The sequence below is a fragment of the Azospirillum picis genome (assembly GCF_017876115.1).
GTDB classification, from domain to species: domain Bacteria; phylum Pseudomonadota; class Alphaproteobacteria; order Azospirillales; family Azospirillaceae; genus Azospirillum; species Azospirillum picis.
In genome coordinates this window covers 194,018-215,713 of the sequence record NZ_JAGINO010000008.1, presented here as the reverse complement: position 1 = coordinate 215,713, position 21,696 = coordinate 194,018, and the positions used below count along the sequence as shown (strand labels likewise).

Here is a 21,696-nt window from a genome sequence, read left to right as displayed (position 1 = left end):
CCAGCACCACCCAGGCCGCAACGGCTACCAACTGCCGCCGCCTGCGCATCCCTTCTCACAACACGGTATAAACTTGTCAAAGAACCCGCAGCGCCGAGACGCGCCGCACCGGCCAGTCAACGGCCTCCCTTCTTCAGGGAGTGTGCCGCGATGGCCGGAGGAATTTCTGTCGATCCCGGAAGCCGTAACCGCTAACCTGCTGTTATCGCTTCCGTTTTCTCCGCCGGCGCCGCGCTTCGTTCAGCGCCCCGCCATCGGTGGAGCGGTTTATAGGCGCCTCCCCCGCCGACGCGCAAGCGCTTTTTTCGCCGCCTTGCGCATTTTTATGTTCGATCGGCGGACGGATTTTCCTAGAGAAGCCCAAGCTCGCGAAGCTCCGCGGCAAGATGGGCGGGCAGTTCGTCCCCGGTGCCGCCGGCCGATGCCAGGTCGGGCGGCGCCGCTTCGACCGTCAGGTAGCGCCAGCCCTGGAACGGGCGGTGGGCTGTCGGCACCGTCGGCACCCGATCGGCGGCGAGGTGGAGCGTGCAGTAGCTTTCCCCGTCCGCGTCGGTTGCGGTGTCGATGGCGAGGATGGGCTGGCGCACCAGGACGCTGCCCTTGACCACCCAGTAGAGCGAACCACCGGCCAGCAGTTCGTCGCCGCGCTTGGGCAGGCGGCGGGTATAGACGGGGATCCGGGTTTCCGCGCCATTGGTGATGGCGCGGTTGCCCTGGAGTTCGGCCAGATGGTCGAGGTCACGGACGCCGACGGCGAGCTTGATGAGGTGAAGAGGCATGATCGCTGCGTTGAAGGGACGGAACCGTTCCTAACATAGGACGGCGGATGGCGTTGTCGCCGGGCGGCTGCCTTCGATCACAGCGTCCATGATCAAAGCGGATCGTTGCGGTCCGACCGCGACGACGGCCGGGCGTGGCCGATGATGGCGCTGAAGCCGAACAGCAGCAGCAGCACGCCCATGATGATTTCGATGCCGCAGACCAGCCGGACCGGACCGGACACCGGATGGATGTCGCCGTAGCCGACGGTGGCGAAGGTCACTATGGAGAAATAGATGCCCTCCGCGAAGGTCAGGTCGCGCCGCACGCCCTCGATCACGAAATTCGGCTCCGCCATGAAGCGGTCCATGATCGTGTAGATCGCCCCGAACAGGATGATGCAGAGCGAATAGAAGGTCAGGAAGGCGAAGGCCGGCAGGACGAGGCGGGCCGATTGCTGGAAGAATCCCTCGAACAGCAGCCCGGCATCGAGCAGGAAGACGGCGATGTCGCGGGCGACCAGCGCCACGATGGCCGCGATGGCCGACATCGCCAGCAGGAAGATCGCCCCCGCCGTCCAGACGTCGATGTCCTGCGACGGCACCAGGAACGTCAGGGCGCCGATGCCCCAGACCGGCGCCATCCACAGGAAGATGCGGTCGAAATGCCCGCCTTCGCGCAGGCGGCGCGACATGACGATCCGGCGGATGTCGTCCGCCCGCCACCAGGCGCCGCCGAGGAAGGCGATCAGCGGCAGGACGAAGGCGACCGCCTGCGCCAGCGGGTTGATGTTGTGGAAGTTGCTTTCCAGGAAGAAGACGAAGATGCAGGCATAGACGCCGATGAAATTGGTGAGCGCCAGCGTGAAGAACTGGCTGCCCGGAAACAGGTAATGGAAGGCGCCGACCACCAGCCCGACCGATCCCAGCAGCACGAAGGTCAGGTTTCCCGACACCGAGCGGATCGACAGGGCGATCAACCCGAGCAGCAGGGCCGTCAGCAGCGCTCCCCCCAGCCATGACCGCCCGGACGAACCGCGTCCGCCATGGAGGGACGAAGGCGGGCTGGCCGTCCGGGGAAGGCGGTCGGGAACGATCTGGTCCATGGGGCGGCAAACCGTATGGGGGGGCAGGCAGCGGCGGCGGTACGGCACCGGCGCGACGCTTGATCCGCACTTATACCGGCTTGCCGCTCCGGACCGTCAGAGATTTCCGCAGGCCCTGCAGGGATTCCACGGCGCGCCTCGGCGTCCGCGGAACGTCCGGCCCCTTCGACGCCTCATCCGGTCACCACCCGCCGGTGGCGAGCCAGCGATCGACCATGTCGAGCCGGTCCCAGCCCCAGAATGGTTCGCCGTCGACGATGACGAAGGGGGAGCCGAAGACGCCGCGCTCGACCGCGTCGTCGTTCTCGACCCGCAGCCGGTCCTTGACGGCGGGATCCTGCAGTGCCGCCGACACCCCGGCCCGGTCGATCCCCAGGCTGCCCAGCGTCCGGGCCGCGATCTCCGCCACCGTGTCGGCCGGCCCAATGTCGCGCCCCTCCGCGAAGTGGGCATGGTAGAGGGCGCGGGCCAGCAGCTTCGCCTGTTCGGGATGTTCGTCGGCGAGCCAGTAGACGGCGCGCGAGGCCGCGACGCCGTTGACCGGCGCCGAATCAGGGAAGGTGAAGGGGGCATCGATCAGCCGGGCGATTCGGCCGACGTCGTGGGTCAGGTACTCGCCGCGCAAGGGCTGCTCCAGGTTCGGCTTCATGCCCGTCACCTTGAAGATCGCGCCGAGCAGCACCGGACGCCAAGTGACGGTGCGGCCATGACGGGCAGCCAGCTCGTCGATGCGCAGGCTGGCGAAATACCCGTAGGGCGAAGCGAAGTCGAAATAGAAGTCGATGGGCTCCGGCACGCGCGCATCCTCCCGTCCACTGCGTCAGCTGGCCGTGCGCCAGCTATTTGGAAGACAGGCTAACGCGGGCGGCGGGGAGCGTCCAGGGCGCTCCCGGAGCAGTTTGCGGCAGCCGCCGGGCACAGGACATCCGCACCGTCGACGACCGCCGCCATCCGGAATGACCAGACGCTGTCAGACGGTGCGGACCTTGGCGTCGAAGACGTAACCGGCGCCGCGCTCGGTCTTGATGATGCGCGGCTCCTTGGGATTCGCCTCGATCTTGCGGCGCAGCCGCAGGATCAGCACGTCGATCGACCGATCGAACACCTCGGCCCCGTCCACCCGCGTGAGGTCGAGGAGCTGGTCGCGGGTCAGCACACGCTGCGGCCGCTTGACGAACGCGGCGAGCAGTCCGAACTCCGCCTTGGTCAGCTCCACCTCGCGTCCCTCATGGCCGCGCAGGCGCTGCGCGGTGAGATCGAGTTCCCAGTTGGCGAACTGCACCACCGCGCGCAGTTCGTCCGGGTTGCGCGGCGGCCGCCCGTCGCCCGACACGCGGCGGAGGACCGCCTTGATGCGCGCCAGCAGTTCGCGCGGGTTGAAGGGCTTGGTCAGATAGTCGTCGGCCCCCAGTTCCAGCCCGACGATGCGGTCGACATCCTGGTCCTTGGACGACAGGATGATGACGGGAATGTGCGATTCCGTACGGATCTGGCGAACCAGCCCCAGGCCGTCGCCGTCCGGCAGCCGCAGGTCGCAGACCACGAGATCGACCGGATCGCCATCGAGCGCCTGCTTGGCCGAACTGGTGTCGTGCGCCGTGGTCACCCGGTAGCCTTCACCCGCCAGGTAGGAGGCCAACAGCTCCCGAATCGGCTCATCATCGTCGACCGCGAGAATGTGCATGCCTGGTACCTCCCCCGCCCTTCTTATCCCACGCGCGAGCAGTGTGCAACGCGTTACAACTTCGTAACCTTGTGTCAGCCTTTCCCCGGTTCGTGAAAGGCCTGAAACGTTGGACCCGCCGGCGACATCAAATTTCCGTACGACCGACATTAACCGGAAACAACTTGTGCTTTAAATCTCGACCATTGGACAGGGGATGACCCAAGACGGAAAGGGTAAGCCAAGCGGACCGCCCGATTCCTCCATCGCCACGTCCACGGTCGCGGCCCGCCGTGACTACCTGTGCAGGGGTAAGACCAAAAAAAGGAGCACAACCGCCATGTCGAACATTGATCACTGCCTGGAGCGACTGAACCTCCTCGACCGCGCCGACCGGCTGCTGAACGAGGTCCGGGTCTATTCATCGCATGGATCGGTCAGGGAGATGCTGGCGGAACAGAGGCTGCTGCTGGGCGAAGCCCGGCGTCATCTCGACTCGGCCCGCGCGGTCGGCCGCCCGCGCTGACCGATGCCGCGCAGAACGACATGAACAATCGCCAGGGCAATGCCACGGCGGTGCGGGTGCCGTGCTCCCTGCCGCTCCGGCGCGGCGGGGCGCGGCCGGCAGCCGTCGACGGCCACCGCCGCCCGGCCCGGTGCGGCAGGCCGGGGGCGGCCGTCCCCGCCACCGCCCTCCTGCTTCCCGCCCCCCTGATTCCCGCCGTCATGCCGGTCGGCCTGCCATCGACCGGGCTGTGGCACCGCATGATGGAGCATTGGCTGGCGGCGCCGTCGCGGACGGACGGCGCCCATCCGTCCGCTCCCCATCCGTCCGTTCCATGACTCTCCCTATTCCCGCCCGAATTCGCCGTTATTCCGGCAGTTCGGGATTCACAGGAACGGAGAGACACACCATGCCCCGCGTCACCCTTCTCGCCTCCACCGCGCTTCTGCTCATCGCCCCTTCCGCCTGGGCGGCCGACGGAGGCGGGGCGGCGGCTGGCGGCCTGACGTTGACCCGGGTGCTGCTGTCCACCGGCGGCGTCGGCTATTTCGAATATGAGGCGACGGTCACCGGCAACGCCGACCTGACGCTGGAGGTGCGGCGCGACCAGGTCGACGACGTGCTGAAGAGCATCGTGGTCTATGACGACAAGGGCGGCGTCGGCACCATCGGCCTTCCCGGGGCCGAGCCGCTGGAGACCGCCTTCCGCGAGCTGCCCTTCTCGCAGGGCGACCTCACCTCCCCCGCTTCCCTGCTCAACGCCATGACGGGGGCCGAGGTGACCGCCGGCGGGCCACGCCAGCTCACCGGCCGGCTGATGTCGGTGACCGAGGAGACGGTCCGCCTGCCCGGCAACGACGGCGCCACCACCACCCGCCACCGCGTGACGCTGATGACGGCCGACGGGTTGCGGCAACTTGTGCTGGAGGAGGCCGATTCGCTGCGTTTCACCGATCCGGCGGTGCAGGCGCGGATCGACGGGGCGTTGTCGGCCGTGGCGGAAAACGCGCGCCGCGAACGGCGGCGGCTGACGGTCCATGCCGGCGCGCAGGGCGGGGGCGCGCAGGGCGGGAGCACGCAGGACAATGGCACGCAGGATGGCGGCACCCGCCGCGTGCATGTCGGCTTCGTCGCGCCGATGCCGCTGTGGAAGGCGACCTACCGGCTGAGCCTGCCGCCCGAGGGCGGCAAGGGGGCGCTGCAGGGATGGGCGGTGCTGGAGAATCTCAGCGGCGAGGACTGGCGCGACGTCGACCTCACGGTGGTTTCGGGCAACCCCGTCACCCTGCGCCAGTCGCTCTACACCCCCTACTTCGTCGAGCGGCCGGAGATCCCGGTCGAGGTGCTCGGCCGCGTCCTGCCCCGCGCCGACGAGGGCACCGTCACGATGGACGCCCCCCGCCCGGCCCTGCGCGCCGAGGCGATGCGTGCCGCCCCCGCTCCCGCCCCGGCCCCCATCGCACCGGACCCGAGGGAGGAGCCGCTGGCCAAGGCTGCCCCTCCCCCCTACGCGCCGGCCGCGACTCCCCAGGCGGCGGCGCTGCAGAGCGCCGATGCCGGCGCCGCCGAAGGCGCCCAGGTTCTGTTCCACTATCCGCAGCCGGTGACGGTGCCGGACGGCGGCACGCTGATGATGCCGATCGCGGTGCGCGACATGCCGGTGGAGCGCGTGGCGCTCTACCAGCCGGCCACCAATCCGCGCCACCCCCTTGCGTCGCTCCGCCTCGGCAATGACGGCGGCACGGCGCTGCCGCCGGGCCTGCTGGCCCTCTACGACCGTGCGAACGGCAGCGCCGCCTATGTCGGCGACGCCCGCATGGCGACCCTGCCGGCGGGTGACAGCCGGCTTCTGTCCTTCGCCGTCGACCAGGCCGTCACCGTGGACCGCGAGGAGAAGCCGGGTCGCAGCCTCACCCGCGCCACCATCGCCGACGGCGTGCTGACCCTGTCGGTCACCGACCGCCAGACCACGGTCTACCGCGTCGCCGGCGCTCCCGACCAGGAGCGCAAGGTGGTGATCGAGCATCCCCGCCGTCCGGGCTGGACCCTCGTCGAACCCGCCATCGCGAAACCGGACGGCCAGCAGGACAGCCGGCCGCGTGAGAAGCAGGGTGCCGGACCCGATGCCACGGCCAGCGCCTACCGGCTGCCGCTGACCGTTCCGGCCGGCGGGACGGCGACCTTGACCGCCACCCTGGAGCAGCCGCGCCAGGAGAGCATCCTGCTCGGCGACCTCGACCCCGAGGAACTGGCCGCGCAGGCCGCCTCGGCGGAACTGCCGGCCGAGCTGCGCCAGGCCTTGAACATGCTGGCCGGCATGCGCGCCGCCGTCGCCGAGAAGGAGCGCCGCATCGCCGACCTGGAGCGCGAACGGGACGAGCGCGTCGCCGACCAGGAGCGCCTGCGCGAGAACCTGAAGGCCCTGCCCGCCGGCAGCGACCTGCAGAAGCGCACGCTGGCCAAGATGACCGAGGCGGAAAGCCGCCTGGACACGCTGGCCCGTGACCTCGCCACCGCGCGCAGCGAGTCCGAGGCGGCCCAGCGGGCCCTGCGCGAGCGCATCCGCACCCTGTCGATCTGACGGGCCAGGAGCGCGGACGGCGCCGCGAGGGGACTGGGCCTACAGCGCCGTCGCGCTGCAATAGGCCCAGTCCTCGCCCTGCAGCCCGAAGAAGGCCGCCACCGGCTTGCCGCTGGACCGGTCGACGACCACACGGAAGCGGCTGCCGGTGCAGGCACCCGACGCCTGCTTGGCGAAGGGCAGCTTGACGTGCTTGGATTTCAGGCAGGCGTCGGACAGCTTCGGCGGGGTGGTCGAACCGTCCACCTTCTTGCCGTTCAACACCATGTAGTAGTTGGTGGCCTGTCCGCCCTTCACGTCCGCCTTCACCTCGATCTTGCCGAAGCGGGACTTGTACAGCCCGGCATCCTGCTCGCCGTCGGGACCGCCGGCGGCGAGCGGACGGAAGGAGATGGCCGCGCAGGCGGGCGGGTCCTTGGCCTCGGCCGGAGCGGCGAGCGCCGCGAGGCCGACGGCCAGCAGGAAGGCGGCCGGCAGGGTTACGGATGCGGCCGCAGGCCGGTTGAGCAACGGCATCATCAGGGGTCCCTTTCGAACTGGATGGCGGATCACTTCGGAAACACGCAGATGGCGGTCTGCTGCATCAGGGCGCAGTCGCGCTCGCGGCCCTCCTCCAGCATCGCCACCTCGACCTGGGTGATGACCAGGGTGCGGCCGGGCTTCACCACGCGGGCGCGGGCGATCATCACCTCGCCCTTGGCCGGAGCCAGCAGGTTGATCTTGAATTCGGCCGCCAGCACCTCGGCTCCCGCCGGCATCAGGGTGTAGGCGGCGAACCCGCCGGCGTTGTCGGCCAGCGTGGTGACGACGCCGGCATGGAAATAGCCGTGCTGCTGGGTCAGGTCGGCCCGGAACGGCATGCGCATCTCGCAGAAGCCCGGCTCCAGCACCGTCAGCTCGATGCCGAGCGTCCGGCAGACGGGCTGCTGTTCGTATGAGGCAAGGCAGCGCGCCTTCCAGTCTGGGTCGCGCGGGTCGAAAGTGGCGGGCACGGAACGGAGCCTCCGGCAAGGTTGCACTGGCGACAGCCTGCGGCAGAGGTCCCGCCCGATCAACAAACAAAGAACGGCCGAAGACAAAGAACGGCCGACACGATGCGGCGGGGTGGCTGCGGTGGGGTCCGTGCCTCAGCTCCCGATCAGGCCGAGCTGCGGGCTGGACGGCTCGGCGAAGGCGCGCATCGGCATGCGGCCGGCCTGCCGGGCGGCGCGGCCCGCCGCCACCGCGTCGCGCATCGCAGCCGCCATCCGCACCGGATCGCGCGCCTTCGACACCGCGGTGTTGAGCAGCACCGCCGAGCAACCGAGCTCCATGGCGCGGGCGGCATCGGAAGCGGTGCCGATGCCGGCGTCCAGCACCACCGGGACCGGGCTGCGGGCACAGATCGTCTCGATGGCGTGAGGGTTGCGGATGCCCATGCCCGACCCGATGAAGGCGCCGAGCGGCATCACCGCCGCGGCTCCCAGATCGGCCAGTTTGCGGCAGGTCACCGGATCGTCGTTGCAGTAGGGCAGAACGACGAAACCGTCGTTCACCAACTCCTCGGTCGCGCGCAGCAGCTCCTCGACGTCGGGGTAGAGCAGGTCGCGGTCGCCGATCACCTCAAGCTTGATCCAGGGCGTCTCCAGTGCCTCGCGCGAGAGCTGGGCGGTCAGCACCGCCTCCTTCGCCGTCAGGCAGCCGGCCGTGTTGGGCAGCAACCCGACCGGCCCGCCCGCCCGCCCGCCCGTGGCGCGGGCCAGCACGTCGACCAGGCTTTCCGAATAGCCGTCGAGGCTGATGCGGCGGATCGCCAGGGTGACGAGTTCGCTGCCGCTCGCCGCCAGCGCGTCCAGCATGACCTGCTGGTTGGGATAGCCGGCGGTGCCGAGGAACAGGCGCGACGAGAAACCGCGCCCGGCGATGACGAGAAGATCGCCGGAATGGGAAGCGGGTGACTGATGGGCGGGTGACTGAGAGGTGGGTGATTGGGAGCTATGGGACATGGGGAACAGCCTTCTGATGATCCCCCCTCCTCCTCCCGGTGCGCGACACGGCATGCATCCCGGCGTTGGCGTGCCCACTGGGCTGGACGAGCTTTCCCTTGCCGTCATGGCCCGATCGTCCAGTGAGTGTCCAACATCCATCGATGGGCGCCTATCGTGGCCGGCACCGAAGGGGAAAGAGGGCGGCGGGGGCGTCAGCCGCCCTGGATGGGGCGGACGATTTCCAGCGAGTCGCCGTCCTGCAGCCTGGTGTCGGCCCAGCGGCCGCGCGGCAGGAGGGCACCGTTCAGCGCGACGGCGACGCCGCGGGCGTCGGCGGCGATCCCGCGGGCGGCGAGCAGGTCGGCGACCGAGACGGCGGCCAGCGGCTCCGCCCTGCCGTTGACGTGCAGGAGCGCGCTCATGCTGCGGCTCCCGTTTCGGCCGGACGCCGGGCGAAGCGGCCGGGGCCGAACGGACGCAGAAGAGGATCGGTTTCGCCGGTCAGCACCAGCCGGGCGATGCCGTCGGCGGTCACCGGCGTCAGCAGGATGCCGTTGCGGTGGTGGCCCGTGGCGTGGATCAGGCCGGGAAGGCCGGACTCCCCGAGGATCGGCGCGTCGTCGCGGCTGCCCGGCCGGAAGCCGGCCCAGGCCTCCTCGATCGGCAGCTCGGCGATGCCGGGAAGCGCCCGCCAGGCACCGTCCAGCAGGGCGAGCTGCCCGCCGGCGGTGAGGCGCTCGTCGAAGCCGCGCTCCTCGGTGGTGGCGCCGATCAGCAGCCGGCCGTCAAGCCGCGGGATCAGGTAGGTGCCGGGGGTCCACACCACATGGCGCAGCAGCGGCAGCCGCGGGTCCATGCGCACGCAGATCATCTGCCCTTTCACCGGCCGTACCGGAGGTCGGGCGGCGTCCGGCAGGCCGGGCACACCGGCCGCCCAGGCACCGGCGGCCAGTACCACGCAGTCCGCCCGGTGCAGGACATCGCCGACGAGCAGGCCGGCGGCCCGGCCCCCCTCCACCGCCAGCGCCACCTCGCCGCAATGCTCGTGCAGCCGCACGCCCGCGGCCCCGGCGGCGCGGCGCAGGGACGCCGCGAGCTTGCGGTTGTCGACCTGATGGTCGTCGGCGCAGAACAGGGCGCCGGCAACGCCGGGCTGCAGGAAGGGCTCGCGCCGCCGCACCTCGGCGCCGCCCAGCCACTCCACCGGCAGCCCGAGGTCGCGCTGGAAGCCGTGCAGGAACCGCAGCTTCGCCGCGTCGTCCGCCGTCAGCGCGATGACCATGGTTCCGTCGGTACGCAGGTCGACCGGCAGGCCGCTCGCCGCCTCCAGATCTCGCGCGAAGCCCGGCCAGAGCGCCTGCGACGCACGGGTCAGCGGCAGCAACCCCTCCTCGCCCGGCTCGGTTTCCACGCAGGCGGCCAGCATGCCGCCGGCGGCGTGGGTGGCGCCGCGCCCGGCCTCCCCCCGTTCGAACACATCCACCCGGCAGCCGGCGGACGCCAGCCGCCAGGCGACGGCCAGACCGATGCAGCCGGCGCCGATGATGGCGACGGAGGGGCGCGCCCCCGATTGGGAAACGGAAAATGGATGCGATGCTGGCGCATGGATCATGCGGCGGCTCCCTTCGCTGGCATTACCCAGACAGGTTCGATGGGTGTGTTCTCAGCCGCACGACCACCGCGCGGCACCCCAGGCCTATGTCCTTGCCTTATGCCAATATTCCGCTGCGCCCACAAGCGGAATCGCCCGGACGCTTCCTTGCCGGACCGGCGCGGCAGGGAGGGGCGGACCATGGCGGCATGCCGCCGGATGCCTGCCACCGGATAAGGGCCGGCCCCGATGTGCCCCTCCCAGGCGCAGGGACTAAAATGCAGCAAAGCATCCCGCGATGCGGATCCAGGGACAGGATCCGGCCCTACAAGAGTGCGGGAAGCAACGACATGACGAGAGGGTCCACCTGTATGCCGTCACTCTTCCGCCCGGCCGCCTCCGCTCCCGCCCAGGCAGGACCCGGCACGGCCGCCGCGCAGGCGCCGGTCGCCGTTCCGCCGCCCGCCACGGCGGAGCCGCCGATCCGCAGCCTGTGCCTGCCGGCCGGCCGACTGGACGCCGCGGCGCTCGGTGGCCTGGGCTTCGCCGCCGGCGCGCCCGCCCTGGTCGTCGGCTTCGTGTCTCCCCATACCGATTTCGCCGCCGTCGCCCGCAAGGTCCGCGACGCGCTGCCGGCCGGCACGCCGGTGGTGCTGGTTTCCACCGCCGGCGAGCTGTGCGCCGCCGCGGACCGGCCGCTCTACCGCGAGGCCGGCGACCGCTGGGACAGCGTGGTCCTGCAATCCTTCAGCCCGCGGCTGTTCGCCGGCGTCAGCATCCACGCCATCCCGCTGCATTGCGAGGATCTGCGCGCCGGCCGCGCGGACGGCACCGTGGCCGCAAGGGTCGAGGCCATCCGGGGAGAGCTGGACCGCATCCGCGTCCCGTTCGCCATCGACAGCCACGACACCGTGGCCCTGACCTTCGTCGACGGGCTGTCCGCCAGCGAAAGCTGGCTGATGGAGGCGATCTACCGCTCCGGCCATTTCCCCTGCCTGTTCATCGGCGGCTCGGCCGGCGGCACGCTGGACTTCCGCAACACGTGGCTGTTCGACGGCCAGCGCGTGATGCAGAACACCGCGCTCGCCATCTTCCTGAAGGTGGCGCCGGGCTTCCGCTACGGCGTCTTCAAGTCGCAGAACTTCCGCCCCACCCAGACGCGGTTCGCGGTGGTCGACGCCGACCCGATGCGCCGCATCGTCCGCAGCGTGATCGACCGCGACAGCTTCGAGGCGGTCGGCTTCATCGACGCGCTGGCCGGGACGCTCCGCTGCCAGCCCGCGGAGTTGCCGGCACGGCTCGGCAGGAACACCTTCGCCGTCGAGATGGAGGGCGAACTGTTCGTTCGCTCGGTTTCCGGCTTCGACTTCGACAAGGGCGAGGTCAGCTTCTACTGCGACGTCAATCCCGGCGATTCGCTGTGCCTGGTCGAGGCCACCGATTTCGTGCGCCAGACCGAGGACGACCTCGCCGCCTACCTGCGCGGCAAGCCGCGGCCGGTGGGCGCCATCCTGAACGACTGCATCCTGCGCCGGCTGAACAACCCGGACCAACTGGCACGGGTGCGGGCCTTCGACGGCCTCGCCGCCGCCGGCTTCTCCACCTTCGGCGAGCTGCTGGGCATCAACATCAACCAGACCCTGTCGGCGCTGATGTTCTTCGAGGTGCCGGCCGGCACTCCCTTCGCCGACGACATGGTCGACCGCTTCCCGGTGCATTACGCCCGGTTCCAGAGCTACTTCATCGCCACCCGCTACAACCGCCTGGACCTGCTGAGCCGCATCCGCAACGGCATCATCGAGCGGATGCACGGCTATCTCGACGCCATGGTCACCCTGACGGGCGGCGTGCAGGAAACCGCGGGCTATGCCACGCGCATCGGCAGCTCCATGGCCACCATCGAGGCGACGCTGAACCGCCACGCCAGCCTGTTCGACGGCCACGCCGAGCGCCGGGAGGAACTGGTCCGGGAGTTCGGCCAGCTCTCGTCGGTGGTGGCGAGCATCGAGAAGGTCCTGGCGGTCATCGACGGCATCGCCAGCCAGACCAACCTGCTGGCGCTGAACGCCACCATCGAGGCGGCGCGCGCCGGCGAGGCGGGAAAGGGCTTCGCCGTCGTCGCGGCGGAGGTGCGCAAGCTCGCCAACGACACCAAGCAGACGCTCGGCGACACCCGGCGGGCCATCGACCGGATCGGGTCGTCGGTGCGCGCGGTCGGCGGCCAGCTCGACGACACCAGCGCCCGCATGGACAAGGCCGCGCAGGCGTCCCAGGCGCTGCAGGCCGACATCCACGCGGTGATCGCCGAGGTGGGGGGCGCGCAGCGGATCATCGAGGAACGCCTGGCCGACCTGGACGGTCACGCGCGGCGGATGGAGGACATCAACCACTACATCGGCTTCCTCAAACGGCTCGACCGCGCCGGCTGAGGTCGGCGACGGGGGCCGGCGAAGGGGGGCCGGCAACGGGCGCCGGGCCGAGGCCCCCTTACAGCAGGAACATCGACGCCAGCCCGAGGAAGGCCAGGAACCCGACCACGTCGGTGACCGTGGTGAGGAACACGGCGCTCGACACCGCCGGATCGACGCCGATCCGCTCCAGCCCGAGCGGGATCAGCGCACCGCTGAGCGCCGCCACCACCAGGTTGATGATCATGGCGAGCGCGATGACGATGCCGATCAGCGGCCCGTACCACACCAGCGCGATCACCCCGACCATCAGGGCGAAGATGCCGCCGTTGATCACCCCGACCAGCAACTCCTTGCCGACCACCCGCAGGGCGTTGGCCGAGGACAGCTCGTGGGTGGCCAGCGCGCGGACCACCACGGTCAGCGTCTGGGTGCCGGCGTTGCCGCCCATCGAAGCGACGATCGGCATCAGCACCGCCAGCGCCACGATCTGCTCGATGGTCCCCTCGAACAGCGAGATGACGCCCGAGGCCAGGAAGGCGGTGCCGAGGTTGACGGTCAGCCAACCGACCCGGCCGCGGGCGATGTCGGCGATGCCGCTGAACACGCCGGTGTCGCCGGAGCCGCTCAGCTTGCGCAGGTCGTCCTCCGCCTCCTGGTCGATGATGCGGACGACGTCGTCCACCGTGATGACGCCGATCAGCCGTCCGGCGGCATCGACCACCGGGGCGGAGACCAGGGCGTATTGCCGGAACAGGTTGGCGACCTCGGCCCGCTCCATGGTGGCGGGAATGGCGTCGACCTCGCCGGTCACCAGGTCGGCGATGCGCACGGCGCGGCGCTGGCGCAGCAGGCGCGACAGCGGCACCGCCCCCACCACCCGGTGCATCGGATCGACGATGAAGATGTCGTAGAAGTCCTCCGGCAGTTCGTCGGTCGCCGCGCGGACATAGTCGATGGTCTTGCCGACCGTCCAGAACTCCGGCACCGCGACCAGCTCGCGCTGCATCATGCGGCCGGCGCTGTCCTCGTCGTAGGTCAGGTTCTCCTGGACCAGTGCCCGTTCGGCCTCCGGCAGGCTCGCCAGGATCTGGGCGCGCGTCTCGGCGTCCAGATCCTCGATCAGCTCGACGGCGTCGTCGGTGTCGAGGTCGGCGACGGCGGCGGCCAGTTCCTGCGGTTCGAACCGCCCGATCAGCGCCTCGCGCAGGTCGGGGTTCAGGTAGGACAGGACCTCGCCGTCCAGTTCGGCCGGCAGCAGGTCGATCAGCTCGGCGCGCTCGGCCGGCTCGGCCTGCTCGATCAGGTCGGCGATATCGGCGGCATGCAGCTCCGCCAGCCGCGCCAGCACGGCGTCGCGTTCGCGCGCGCGCAGCAGCGAGGCGATCTCCTCGACGAAGTCCGGCTCGACGCCGTAGGGGCGCTCGTCGTCGGGCTCGGGGCCGGACGGGGGATGGGGAGCCTTTTCCGGCCGCGGCGGCGGCGCATGGGGATCGGTGTGCATGCCGGCACCCTCCCTTCGACGGTGGCGACGCGCGAACGCCCGGCACCGCTGCGGCGGCGCGGCTCCGGGATCCCGGACGACCTGCGGGCGGTCGGCCGGCATCGCCGGGAACGGGTGCCGAAGATCGGCACCGGACATCGGCGTCGGGCGTTGGCGGTTTGTGGAAGCCCCCATGCGGCACGGGTCTGGCCCGGTGCCGGGAACGACCCCGACATAGAGGCGCCGCCCGCGTTTGTCCAGTCCGGATCGGGCTGGCGGGGCTGCTTTCACACCATGCTCTTGCACCGCAGCAATCCTTCGTGCTCCCATGCGGCCGAGTCGCATCTTGGAGAGAAAGGGGCCGGAAGCGCCGATGGAGTATGCCTTCACCACCGTCGGGGATCGCGACGGCATCCTGCTGTCCGGCCGCTGCACCTACGAGGACGGGACCCGCTTCCACGACATGCTCGGGCACTGGGACTTCGCGGCGAAGCCGGTGGTTCCGCTCGACCTGCGTTTCGTCTCCTTCATCGACTCCGCGGCCATCGGCATGCTGTTCATCCTGGCCAACCGCTGCCGCGAGGCCGGCGGCCACATCGTCGCCAGCGGTGCGGCCCCCCACGTCGTCCGTGCGCTCCGCCGCGCCACCCTGGAACGCTACATCGAGTTCCGCTGAGGTGCCGGAACCCGGATGGCGCCTTCCGATGCGCCGTTGACCTGTCCAGTCACAAAACCGCAACACTGGCCGCTCCCCTCCCCACCAGCGGAGTCGCCGTGGAAGCCCTGCTGCATCTGGACCGGACGCTGCTGCTGTCGCTGAACCGGTTCGCCGGCCACAGCGCCGCGTTCGACATGGCGGTGCGCGGCATCGCCAACATCTACATGGTCAAGCTGGGGCTGTTCTGCGCCGGACTGTGGTGGCTGTGGTTCCGCCGGGAGGAAACCGCCGCCGCCCGGCGGCTGGTGGTGGACGCCATGGCCGCCGTGGCGCTGGCCGTCCTGGCCTCCATCCTCATCCAGGCGGCGATGCCGGAGCGACCACGGCCGCTGCACGACGCCGCGATCGCCTTCGTCCCGCCTCTCGGCCAGGACCGCGAGGCCCTGAAGAACTGGAGCTCGTTCCCCAGCGACAACGCCGCGCTGGCCTTTGCGCTGGCGGCGACCTTCGTCCGCGCCTCCCGGCTGTGGGGGGCGCTGGCCTGCCTGTGGGCGGCGGTGGTGATCAGCCTGCCGCGCGTCTATCTGGGCCTGCATTATCCAGGCGACGTGACCGGCGGCGCCCTGATCGGCATCGCCGCGGCGATCGCCGTTACCCGCCTCGGCACCGGCCGGCTGCCGCCGATGGCATGGGCCTACCGGTTGGCCGAACGGGCCGAGGAGCATTGGAGGCCCTGGTTCTACGCCGGCGCCTTCCTGCTGATCTACGAGATGATGGTGCTGTTCGAGGACATCCGCCGCGTCGGCGGCGGATCGCTGAAGCTGCTGCGCCCACTGCTGTCCTGAAGCCGGACACGAAAAAGCCCGCTCGGTCTTGCGACCTGCGGGCCTTTCGTTCGCTCCCGTATCCCCGGGATGGTCCCATCTGCATGGGAGTGGTGCGGTCGAGAAGACTCGAACTTCCACGGGTTGCCCCACAGCGACCTCAACGCTGCGCGTCTACCAATTCCGCCACGACCGCATCAGGCTGGTAGTTCCCGACCCGCGCTTGCGCGCCTCATCGGGTGGAGCGGGTAGATATCAGCTTCCCGACGGGTGATCAAGCGTTACAATCATCCTTCGCGAAGAATTTTGCCGACCGGCACCAGACCCATCCGCCGAGACCAGATCGAATGACCACCGTGACCAGCCCTCCCGCCAGTCAGACGCCGCCCGCCTCCGCCGACCGCCCGATCGAGTGGCGCATCTCCGACGAGCCGGTGCCCTACCCCGACGCGATCGCCGAGATGGAGGCGCGCGTCGAGGCGATCCGCGCCGGCACCGCGCCGGAAATGGTCTGGCTGCTGGAGCATCCGCCGCTCTACACCGCCGGCACCAGCGCCCGCGACGAGGATCTGCTGGAGGCCGACCGCTTCCCGGTCTACCGCAGCGGCCGCGGCGGCCAGTACACCTATCACGGGCCGGGCCAGCGCGTGGCCTACGTGATGCTGGACCTGAAGGCGCGCGGTGCCGACATCCGCGGTTTCGTCCGCGACCTGGAGGAGTGGATCATCCGCACCCTCGCCTCCTTCAACATCAGGGGCGAGCGGCGCGAGGGCCGGGTCGGCATCTGGGTCGACAAGCAGCCCTACGGCGGGCTGAGGGGGCAGGAGGACAAGATCGCCGCCATCGGCGTGCGGGTGCGGCGCTGGGTCAGCTTCCACGGCATCGCGCTCAACGTCGAGCCGGACCTGTCGCATTTCGGCGGCATCGTGCCCTGCGGCATCTCCGAGCACGGCGTCACCTCCATCGTGGCGCTCGGCCAGCTCGTGACGATGGAGGATGTCGATTCCGCCCTGATCGCGACTTGGCCGGAGGTGTTCGGCGGCCCCATGCGCGGCGGCGAAGCAGCCTGGACTCCGCCAAGCGCGTTGCCGTGAATCACACGGACGACTCTAATATTTCTTGAAGCCGCCGGCGGCCGGGGCGCCCCCCTGGGCGCCGGCGGGATTCACCCGCGGGTCCTGGTTGTCCATCGACTGCACGGTGCAGCCGGTGGAATCGCCGTTGCGGAACAGATAGATCTTCTTGGGATCCGCCTTCCGGCCGGGATCGCGCAGGTTCAGGCCGTGGCCGAAGGCGACGCCCATCACCTGTCCGTTGAAATAGGCGCGGAAACGCATCGGCGCGATCTCGTTGAAGCGCAGGGCCGCGCACTCCCGGCTCAGATCCTTCTCGAACTTGCCGGCCTTGCGCCAGTCCTCCTTGGACCGGATGGTCATCCATTGCGGCGGCAGGGCATACTGCACGATCGGCGGGGCGATCGGCAGGCTGGTGCCCGGCTGTGGCGGCGCCACATGGCCGGGCTCCGTCCGCTCCAGGGCGCCGGCCAGCGCCGGCCCGGCCGGAAGCAGCGCCAGGCAGAAGAACAGGCAAAGCGCTGCCTCCCCATGGCGGCGCGTGTCAAATCCGCACATCGAACCCCTGCTCCCTGATCTCCCTGCCGGCCGGCGCGGCCGGCGGCTCCGCCGCGGCGAGGCGGTCCAGCGGTCCCGCGAGCGTGACCGACAGTTCCACCCCCGCGTCCTCGGCCGCGACAGCGCGGGGCGACAGCGTCACCCGCCCTTCCAGTCCCTCGGGCTCCGCCGTCATGCTCCGGCCCAGCACCGCCATGACGCTCTCCAGCGCGTCGCCCGCCAGATCGCCGGCAGCGACCGTCAGCGCGGCGGAGGGGCGGGCGCCGGATCGCAGGCGGGCGAAAGCACCGGCAAGGCCGCCACCTGCGGAGCGCTCCTCCGCCGGGCGGCGCGACAGGTCGAGCCGGGCCTCGTCGGCCGACAGCGCCGGAGGTCCGTCCGTCACCCGCAGCACGACGCCTGACAGCGTGATCTCGATCTCCCCTTCCACTTCCCCTGCCGCTTCCCGCGCCGGCGGCGCGGCGTCGAGCGTCGATGCCGCATGCCTCAGGTCCTGTGGGCCGAAACGGCGGGCAATCGCCTGCTCGACCGCCGCGGCCCCCTCGTCCTCCAGGCCGAAGGCGGCGAGCAGCCGTCCCAGGTCGCGGGCCAGCGTCCGGACCGCCGGGTCGAGACGGTCGGCGAGGCCAGGCGGTCCATCGGGTTGCCGGCCCGGCGCATCCTCCGCCGCGTCGAACCCCGCGGTGACGCGCACCGCCGGATCATCGTTCCCCCTGGGGGCCGGCGCCTTGCGGGAGGCCGGCGTTGCGGCGGCGGCGGCACCCTGCTTGCGGGCGGCCTTCCCCTTCGCCTCCGCCGCCCTGGCGAAGACACCGGCCAGCATCGCCTTCATGCCTGCGACGTCGTTTGGCATCCCGGTTGCCTTCCGCTGCCTACCGCCGGCCAGCATGACGCCGTCTTGGTTAGCGGAGTGCTAATCCCGCGCATCCGGCGCCAGGAACGGCCGGGTCACTGGCTCGGCAACTGCCTGAAATCGGCAAGACGGGGATCCTGCTCGGGTTCGGCCACCACGTCGCGGACGATCGCCGCCGACGGGCCGCGGCGGCAGGCGTCCAGCATGTGGTCCACCGCCGCGGCAGGGCCGGCGAACAGCGCCTCCACCGTGCCGTCGGAGCGGTTGCGCACCCAGCCGGTCAGGCCCAGCCGCGTCGCGGTATCGACGGTCCAGCCGCGATACCAGACCCCCTGGACCTTGCCGAGGATGCGGGCACGGACCACCTTGCGCGGGGCAACGGCGGTCATGCGGCCCCCCGGCCGGACTCCCGGCCAGAATCTCGGCCAGAACCCTGGGCGCCATCCCGGACCACGGCCTGCTGGACGGCCGCGGTCCTCTTGCGCTCCTCCTCGTCGACCAGCGCCTTGCGGGACAGTTTCCCGATCATCGTCTTGGGCAGCTCCGCGCGGAATTCCACGACCTTCGGCATCTCGATGGGCGACAGCTTGTCCTTCAGAAATGCGGTGAGTTCCTCGGCGGTCAAGCTCTGCCCCTCGCTAAGCCGCACATAGGCCTTCACCGTCTGCCCGCGATACTCGTCGGGCAGGCCGGCCACCACGCACTCGGCGACCGCCGGGTGCAGGTAGATCGCCTCCTCGACGTTGCGCGGATAGACGTTGAAGCCGCTGCACAGGATCATGTCCTTGATGCGGTCGACGATGGTGGTGTAGCCGTCCTCGTCCATCACCCCGACGTCGCCGGTGTGCAGCCGGCCATCGACCAGCGTCTGCGCCGTCTCGGCCGGGCGGCGCCAATAGCCCTTCATCACCTGCGGCCCGCGGATGCAGACCTCCCCCTTCTCGCCGGGGGCCAGGACACGGCGCGGCTCCTCCAGGCTGACGATCTCGATGACGGTGCCGGGCAGCGGCAGGCCGATCGAGCCCTTCTTGTCCGCATGGAGCACCACCGGGTTCACGGTCGCGACGGGAGAGCTTTCGGAGAGGCCGTAGCCCTCCACCAGCGTGCAGCCGGTCGTGCGCTCGAACGCCTCCTTCACCTCCAGGGGAAGCGGCGCCCCGCCCGACATGCAGAAGCGGATGGAGGACAGGTCGAAGTCCTTCAGGCGTTTATGGTGGTTGATCGCGGTGTAGATGGTCGGCACGGCGGGGAACAGGGTGATCCGCTCCTTCTGCAGCGTGCGCATCACCTGCTCCAGCTCGAAGCGCGGCAGCAGGACGATCTCCGCCCCCAGATGCAGGCCGAAATTCATCACGGCGGTCATGGCGAAGACATGGAACAGCGGCAGCACGCCGAGCATGCGCTCCTGCCCGTCGCCCGGACCATCCGCAGCCCCTTCGCCCGGCCGGCGCTCCTTCGCCGCGTACCAGGTCGCGCACTGGATCGTGTTGGCATGGAGGTTGGCGTGGGTCAGCATGGCGCCCTTGGGCACGCCCGTGGTGCCGCCGGTGTATTGCAGCACCGCCACGTCCTCGCGGGCATCGATGGCGACCGGCTCCGGCCGGGCGCCGCCGGCGATCAGCCGGGCGAAGGGAATGTGCCGGTCGTCACGCGGGATCGCCGCGATCTCCGCCCTCTTCGCGATGGGAAACAGCCAGTTCTTCGGAAAGGGCAGGATGTCGGCCATGCTGCAGACCACCAGCCGCTTGAGCCCGGTCTCCGCCAGCATCCGCGCCATCTTGCCGTAAAGCAGCTTCAGGTCGAGCGTGACCATCAGGTCGATGTCGCTGTCGCCGATCTGATGGACCAGTTCGCGTTCGGCATAGAGCGGGTTGAAGTTCACCACCGTGCCGCCGGCCTTCAGGATGGCGAAGAAGCAGATGACGTAGTAGGGCGTGTTGGGCAGGAACAGACCGACCCGGCTCCCCTTCCCCACCCCGAGCTGCTGGAAACCATGGGCAGCGGCATCGACCAGCCGCCCCACCTCGCGATAGCTGGTGCGCTTGCCGAGGAAGTTCAGGCAGGTCCGGTCGCCGTTGGCCGCCACCGCCTCGTCCAGCAGGGCGGTCAGCGGACGGACCGGGATCTGCATCGCCCAATCGACTCCGGGTGGATAGGAGGCCAGCCAGGGATAGGCGGGCGCGGTATGGGCGGCATCTCCCATGAAGGTCTTCCTCCCCTCTGTTTCTTCTTTTCCGGATGCCGTGCCGGCGTCCGGTCGACGATCCCGGCTCCGGAACCGCTGGTTGCCGAAGCGCGATCGGTCGCCTGAGGTGGAGATGGGCATGCGCGGGCAGTGGACAAGCATAGTTTGACAGGCATGGGTTCGCCGGCGGCCCGGGACCGGCCGCCGCCCGGACCCGCCCCGCGATCAGGCCGCCTTGCGCAGCCGGTGCAGCACCTCCACCGCCATCCATTCGGCGAGCGCCCCATCCTCGCCATCGAGGAAGACCGCGACGGAGACGGGGACCGGTCCCGGTGCATGGTAGGCGGCCGGCGTCACCCCCGGCCCGCCGCCGGTGTGCCCCCAATAGGGACCGGCGGCGGGATCACGCTCCACCATCATCCCCAGCCCGTATGACGGCTCGACCCAGGGCCGCCCGGCCATCGGGCCGCCGACCGGCAGCCCGTCGCGCATCCGCCGCAGCAGCGCTTCGGGCAGATAGGCACCATCCGGCTCATGTCCCCACCGTCCGGCACCATGCACGGACAGGCCATGGAGGAAGCGTGCGGCATCGGCATCCTCCATCGCCACCACGCCATGGGAAACCCAGCCCGGGTGATAGCGCTCCGCGACCGCCGCCGTGCCGAAGGGTTGGCCAGGACCGAAGAACAACCCCTCCAGCCCGGCACGGGTCGACAGGAGCGCCGCACTCGCCAGCCCGAGCGGGTGGAACACCTCCCGTGCCAGCATGTCCGCCAGCGGGGCGTCGCCCGCCCGCTCCAGCAGCCGGCCGACCAGCAGGTAGCCGATGTTGGAATAGGCGAAGGTTCCGGCCGGCGGGCCGTCGACCCCGCAACGCGCCAGGAACTCGTCGCCGCTCCAGGGGTCGCCGCCGCCGGCGACCGCCGCGTGGTAGTCGGCCCGGCCGCCGTAATCGGGCAAACCGGCACGGTGGGCGAGCAGATCCGCCACGCTGGCGCGGACGGCGCGCCCGGCCAGTTCCGGCAGCCATCGCTCCGCCGGCCCGTCCAGGTCCACCACGCCGCGGGCCGCGAGCCGCAGGGCGGCGGCGGCCAGGATGGTCTTGGTCAGGCTGTAGACGAGGGCGCGCCGGTGGACGGGGGCGCGGCGGTGGACGGGGACCGGCAACCCGCCTGCGCCATTCCCGCCGGTCCCCTTGCCACGGTGCAGGGTGAAGCTGTGCACCGGTGCCGCCGCAGCCCCCGCTCCGCGGATGACGGCGACCAGTGCCGTCCCGGCCGGTGCCGGGCTGTCGCTCTCCTCCTCCAGCAGGCCGGCAAGCGCGGCCACCACCGTCTCAAATCCGCTATCCATTGCTCTCTCGCCCCAATCATCGACCACCCGGCTCCCCCGATCAGATGGCAGCCTTTGAGCAGGGAGGAAATCGGGTCTTCTCCCAGCGGGGCCGGCCGCAGTTCCACCGTTAACCACGCTCGCGGTCCGG

General features: G+C 70.4%; 22 protein-coding genes, 1 tRNA gene and 1 riboswitch. Of the genes, 7 read left to right on the top strand and 16 right to left on the bottom strand.

Features of this window, described 5'->3' with window-relative positions; translation table 11 throughout:
* Window positions 1-350: 350 nt before the first annotated feature.
* The 4 genes from J2850_RS13815 to J2850_RS13800 all read right to left on the bottom strand — a co-directional run bounded on the left by J2850_RS13815 (window position 351) and on the right by J2850_RS13800 (window position 3,548).
* A complete protein-coding gene (locus J2850_RS13815; protein ID WP_209982524.1) occupies window positions 351-779 on the bottom strand; it encodes a DUF1489 family protein in 429 nt (142 codons plus the stop codon).
* A 92-nt stretch (window positions 780-871) separates the two neighbouring features.
* Window positions 872-1,864, bottom strand: coding sequence for a potassium channel family protein (locus J2850_RS13810; RefSeq protein WP_209982522.1), 993 nt, complete (start codon window positions 1,862-1,864; stop codon window positions 872-874).
* A 181-nt stretch (window positions 1,865-2,045) separates the two neighbouring features.
* Window positions 2,046-2,660, bottom strand: a complete 615-nt coding sequence (locus tag J2850_RS13805) for a 2-hydroxychromene-2-carboxylate isomerase (RefSeq protein ID WP_209982520.1) — start codon at window positions 2,658-2,660, stop codon at window positions 2,046-2,048.
* A gap of 174 nt (window positions 2,661-2,834) precedes the next feature.
* Window positions 2,835-3,548, bottom strand: coding sequence for a response regulator (locus tag J2850_RS13800; protein ID WP_209982518.1), 714 nt, complete (start codon window positions 3,546-3,548; stop codon window positions 2,835-2,837).
* Between the two features lie 319 nt (window positions 3,549-3,867).
* On the opposite strand from J2850_RS13800, the gene J2850_RS13795 reads away from it, so the two are divergent.
* The 3 genes from J2850_RS13795 (at window position 3,868) to J2850_RS13785 (ending at window position 6,613) form a co-directional block, all read left to right on the top strand.
* On the top strand, window positions 3,868-4,053 hold the full coding sequence (locus J2850_RS13795) for a hypothetical protein (RefSeq protein ID WP_209982516.1): 186 nt from the start codon (window positions 3,868-3,870) through the stop codon (window positions 4,051-4,053).
* Between the two features lie 20 nt (window positions 4,054-4,073).
* The gene (locus J2850_RS13790) at window positions 4,074-4,370 is read left to right on the top strand and encodes a hypothetical protein (protein WP_209982514.1); all 297 of its coding nucleotides are present in this window, start codon (window positions 4,074-4,076) and stop codon (window positions 4,368-4,370) included.
* A 71-nt stretch (window positions 4,371-4,441) separates the two neighbouring features.
* Window positions 4,442-6,613, top strand: coding sequence for a DUF4139 domain-containing protein (locus J2850_RS13785; protein ID WP_209982512.1), 2,172 nt, complete (start codon window positions 4,442-4,444; stop codon window positions 6,611-6,613).
* Window positions 6,614-6,652: 39 nt separating this feature from the next.
* Here the strand turns inward: J2850_RS13785 and J2850_RS13780 are convergent, their stop codons facing one another.
* The 5 genes from J2850_RS13780 to thiO all read right to left on the bottom strand — a co-directional run bounded on the left by J2850_RS13780 (window position 6,653) and on the right by thiO (window position 10,192).
* Window positions 6,653-7,132, bottom strand: a complete 480-nt coding sequence (locus J2850_RS13780; RefSeq protein ID WP_246513050.1) for a hypothetical protein — start codon at window positions 7,130-7,132, stop codon at window positions 6,653-6,655.
* Window positions 7,133-7,161: 29 nt separating this feature from the next.
* Complete coding sequence (locus J2850_RS13775) at window positions 7,162-7,605, bottom strand: PaaI family thioesterase (protein WP_209982510.1); 444 nt, start codon at window positions 7,603-7,605, stop codon at window positions 7,162-7,164.
* A gap of 135 nt (window positions 7,606-7,740) precedes the next feature.
* Window positions 7,741-8,598 (bottom strand): thiazole synthase, encoded by an 858-nt coding sequence (gene thiG / locus J2850_RS13770; protein WP_246513049.1) that lies wholly within the window; start codon window positions 8,596-8,598, stop codon window positions 7,741-7,743.
* Window positions 8,599-8,792: 194 nt separating this feature from the next.
* A complete protein-coding gene (gene thiS / locus J2850_RS13765; protein ID WP_209982508.1) occupies window positions 8,793-9,002 on the bottom strand; it encodes a sulfur carrier protein ThiS in 210 nt (69 codons plus the stop codon).
* Window positions 8,999-10,192: a glycine oxidase ThiO gene (gene thiO / locus J2850_RS13760; protein ID WP_209982506.1), complete on the bottom strand. Its 1,194-nt coding sequence runs from the start codon at window positions 10,190-10,192 to the stop codon at window positions 8,999-9,001. Before thiO ends, thiS begins: the two co-directional genes overlap by 4 nt.
* Window positions 10,184-10,283: riboswitch (TPP riboswitch) on the bottom strand. It overlaps the preceding gene by 9 nt.
* Before the next feature lie 259 nt (window positions 10,284-10,542).
* Between thiO and J2850_RS32075 the strand changes: the two genes are divergently transcribed.
* Complete coding sequence (locus J2850_RS32075) at window positions 10,543-12,600, top strand: methyl-accepting chemotaxis protein (protein ID WP_209982504.1); 2,058 nt, start codon at window positions 10,543-10,545, stop codon at window positions 12,598-12,600.
* A gap of 58 nt (window positions 12,601-12,658) precedes the next feature.
* On the opposite strand, the gene mgtE is transcribed toward J2850_RS32075, so the two are convergent.
* A complete protein-coding gene (mgtE, locus tag J2850_RS13750; RefSeq protein ID WP_209982502.1) occupies window positions 12,659-14,083 on the bottom strand; it encodes a magnesium transporter in 1,425 nt (474 codons plus the stop codon).
* 352 nt (window positions 14,084-14,435) lie between these two features.
* Here mgtE and J2850_RS13745 point away from each other — a divergent pair, with 352 nt between their 5' ends.
* Entirely contained in the window at window positions 14,436-14,738 is a 303-nt protein-coding gene (locus J2850_RS13745) for an STAS domain-containing protein (protein WP_209982500.1), read from the top strand.
* A 98-nt stretch (window positions 14,739-14,836) separates the two neighbouring features.
* On the top strand, window positions 14,837-15,565 hold the full coding sequence (locus tag J2850_RS13740; protein ID WP_209982498.1) for a phosphatase PAP2 family protein: 729 nt from the start codon (window positions 14,837-14,839) through the stop codon (window positions 15,563-15,565).
* Window positions 15,566-15,655: 90 nt separating this feature from the next.
* On the opposite strand, the gene J2850_RS13735 is transcribed toward J2850_RS13740, so the two are convergent.
* Window positions 15,656-15,740 (bottom strand) — tRNA-Leu (locus J2850_RS13735).
* A gap of 151 nt (window positions 15,741-15,891) precedes the next feature.
* On the opposite strand from J2850_RS13735, the gene lipB reads away from it, so the two are divergent.
* Complete coding sequence (lipB, locus tag J2850_RS13730; RefSeq protein WP_209982496.1) at window positions 15,892-16,638, top strand: lipoyl(octanoyl) transferase LipB; 747 nt, start codon at window positions 15,892-15,894, stop codon at window positions 16,636-16,638.
* Window positions 16,639-16,653: 15 nt separating this feature from the next.
* Here lipB and J2850_RS13725 read toward each other — a convergent pair whose 3' ends face one another.
* The 5 genes from J2850_RS13725 to J2850_RS13705 form a co-directional block, all read right to left on the bottom strand.
* Window positions 16,654-17,175 (bottom strand): hypothetical protein, encoded by a 522-nt coding sequence (locus J2850_RS13725; protein WP_209982494.1) that lies wholly within the window; start codon window positions 17,173-17,175, stop codon window positions 16,654-16,656.
* Window positions 17,162-18,028, bottom strand: a complete 867-nt coding sequence (locus J2850_RS13720; RefSeq protein WP_209982491.1) for a hypothetical protein — start codon at window positions 18,026-18,028, stop codon at window positions 17,162-17,164. The genes J2850_RS13725 and J2850_RS13720 overlap by 14 nt, the downstream gene beginning before the upstream one ends.
* Before the next feature lie 95 nt (window positions 18,029-18,123).
* On the bottom strand, window positions 18,124-18,417 hold the full coding sequence (locus J2850_RS13715) for an acylphosphatase (protein ID WP_209982489.1): 294 nt from the start codon (window positions 18,415-18,417) through the stop codon (window positions 18,124-18,126).
* Entirely contained in the window at window positions 18,414-20,231 is a 1,818-nt protein-coding gene (locus J2850_RS13710; protein ID WP_246513048.1) for a long-chain-fatty-acid--CoA ligase, read from the bottom strand. Before J2850_RS13710 ends, J2850_RS13715 begins: the two co-directional genes overlap by 4 nt.
* 207 nt (window positions 20,232-20,438) lie before the next feature.
* Window positions 20,439-21,566, bottom strand: a complete 1,128-nt coding sequence (locus J2850_RS13705; RefSeq protein ID WP_246513047.1) for a serine hydrolase domain-containing protein — start codon at window positions 21,564-21,566, stop codon at window positions 20,439-20,441.
* Between the last annotated feature and the right edge of the window lie 130 nt (window positions 21,567-21,696).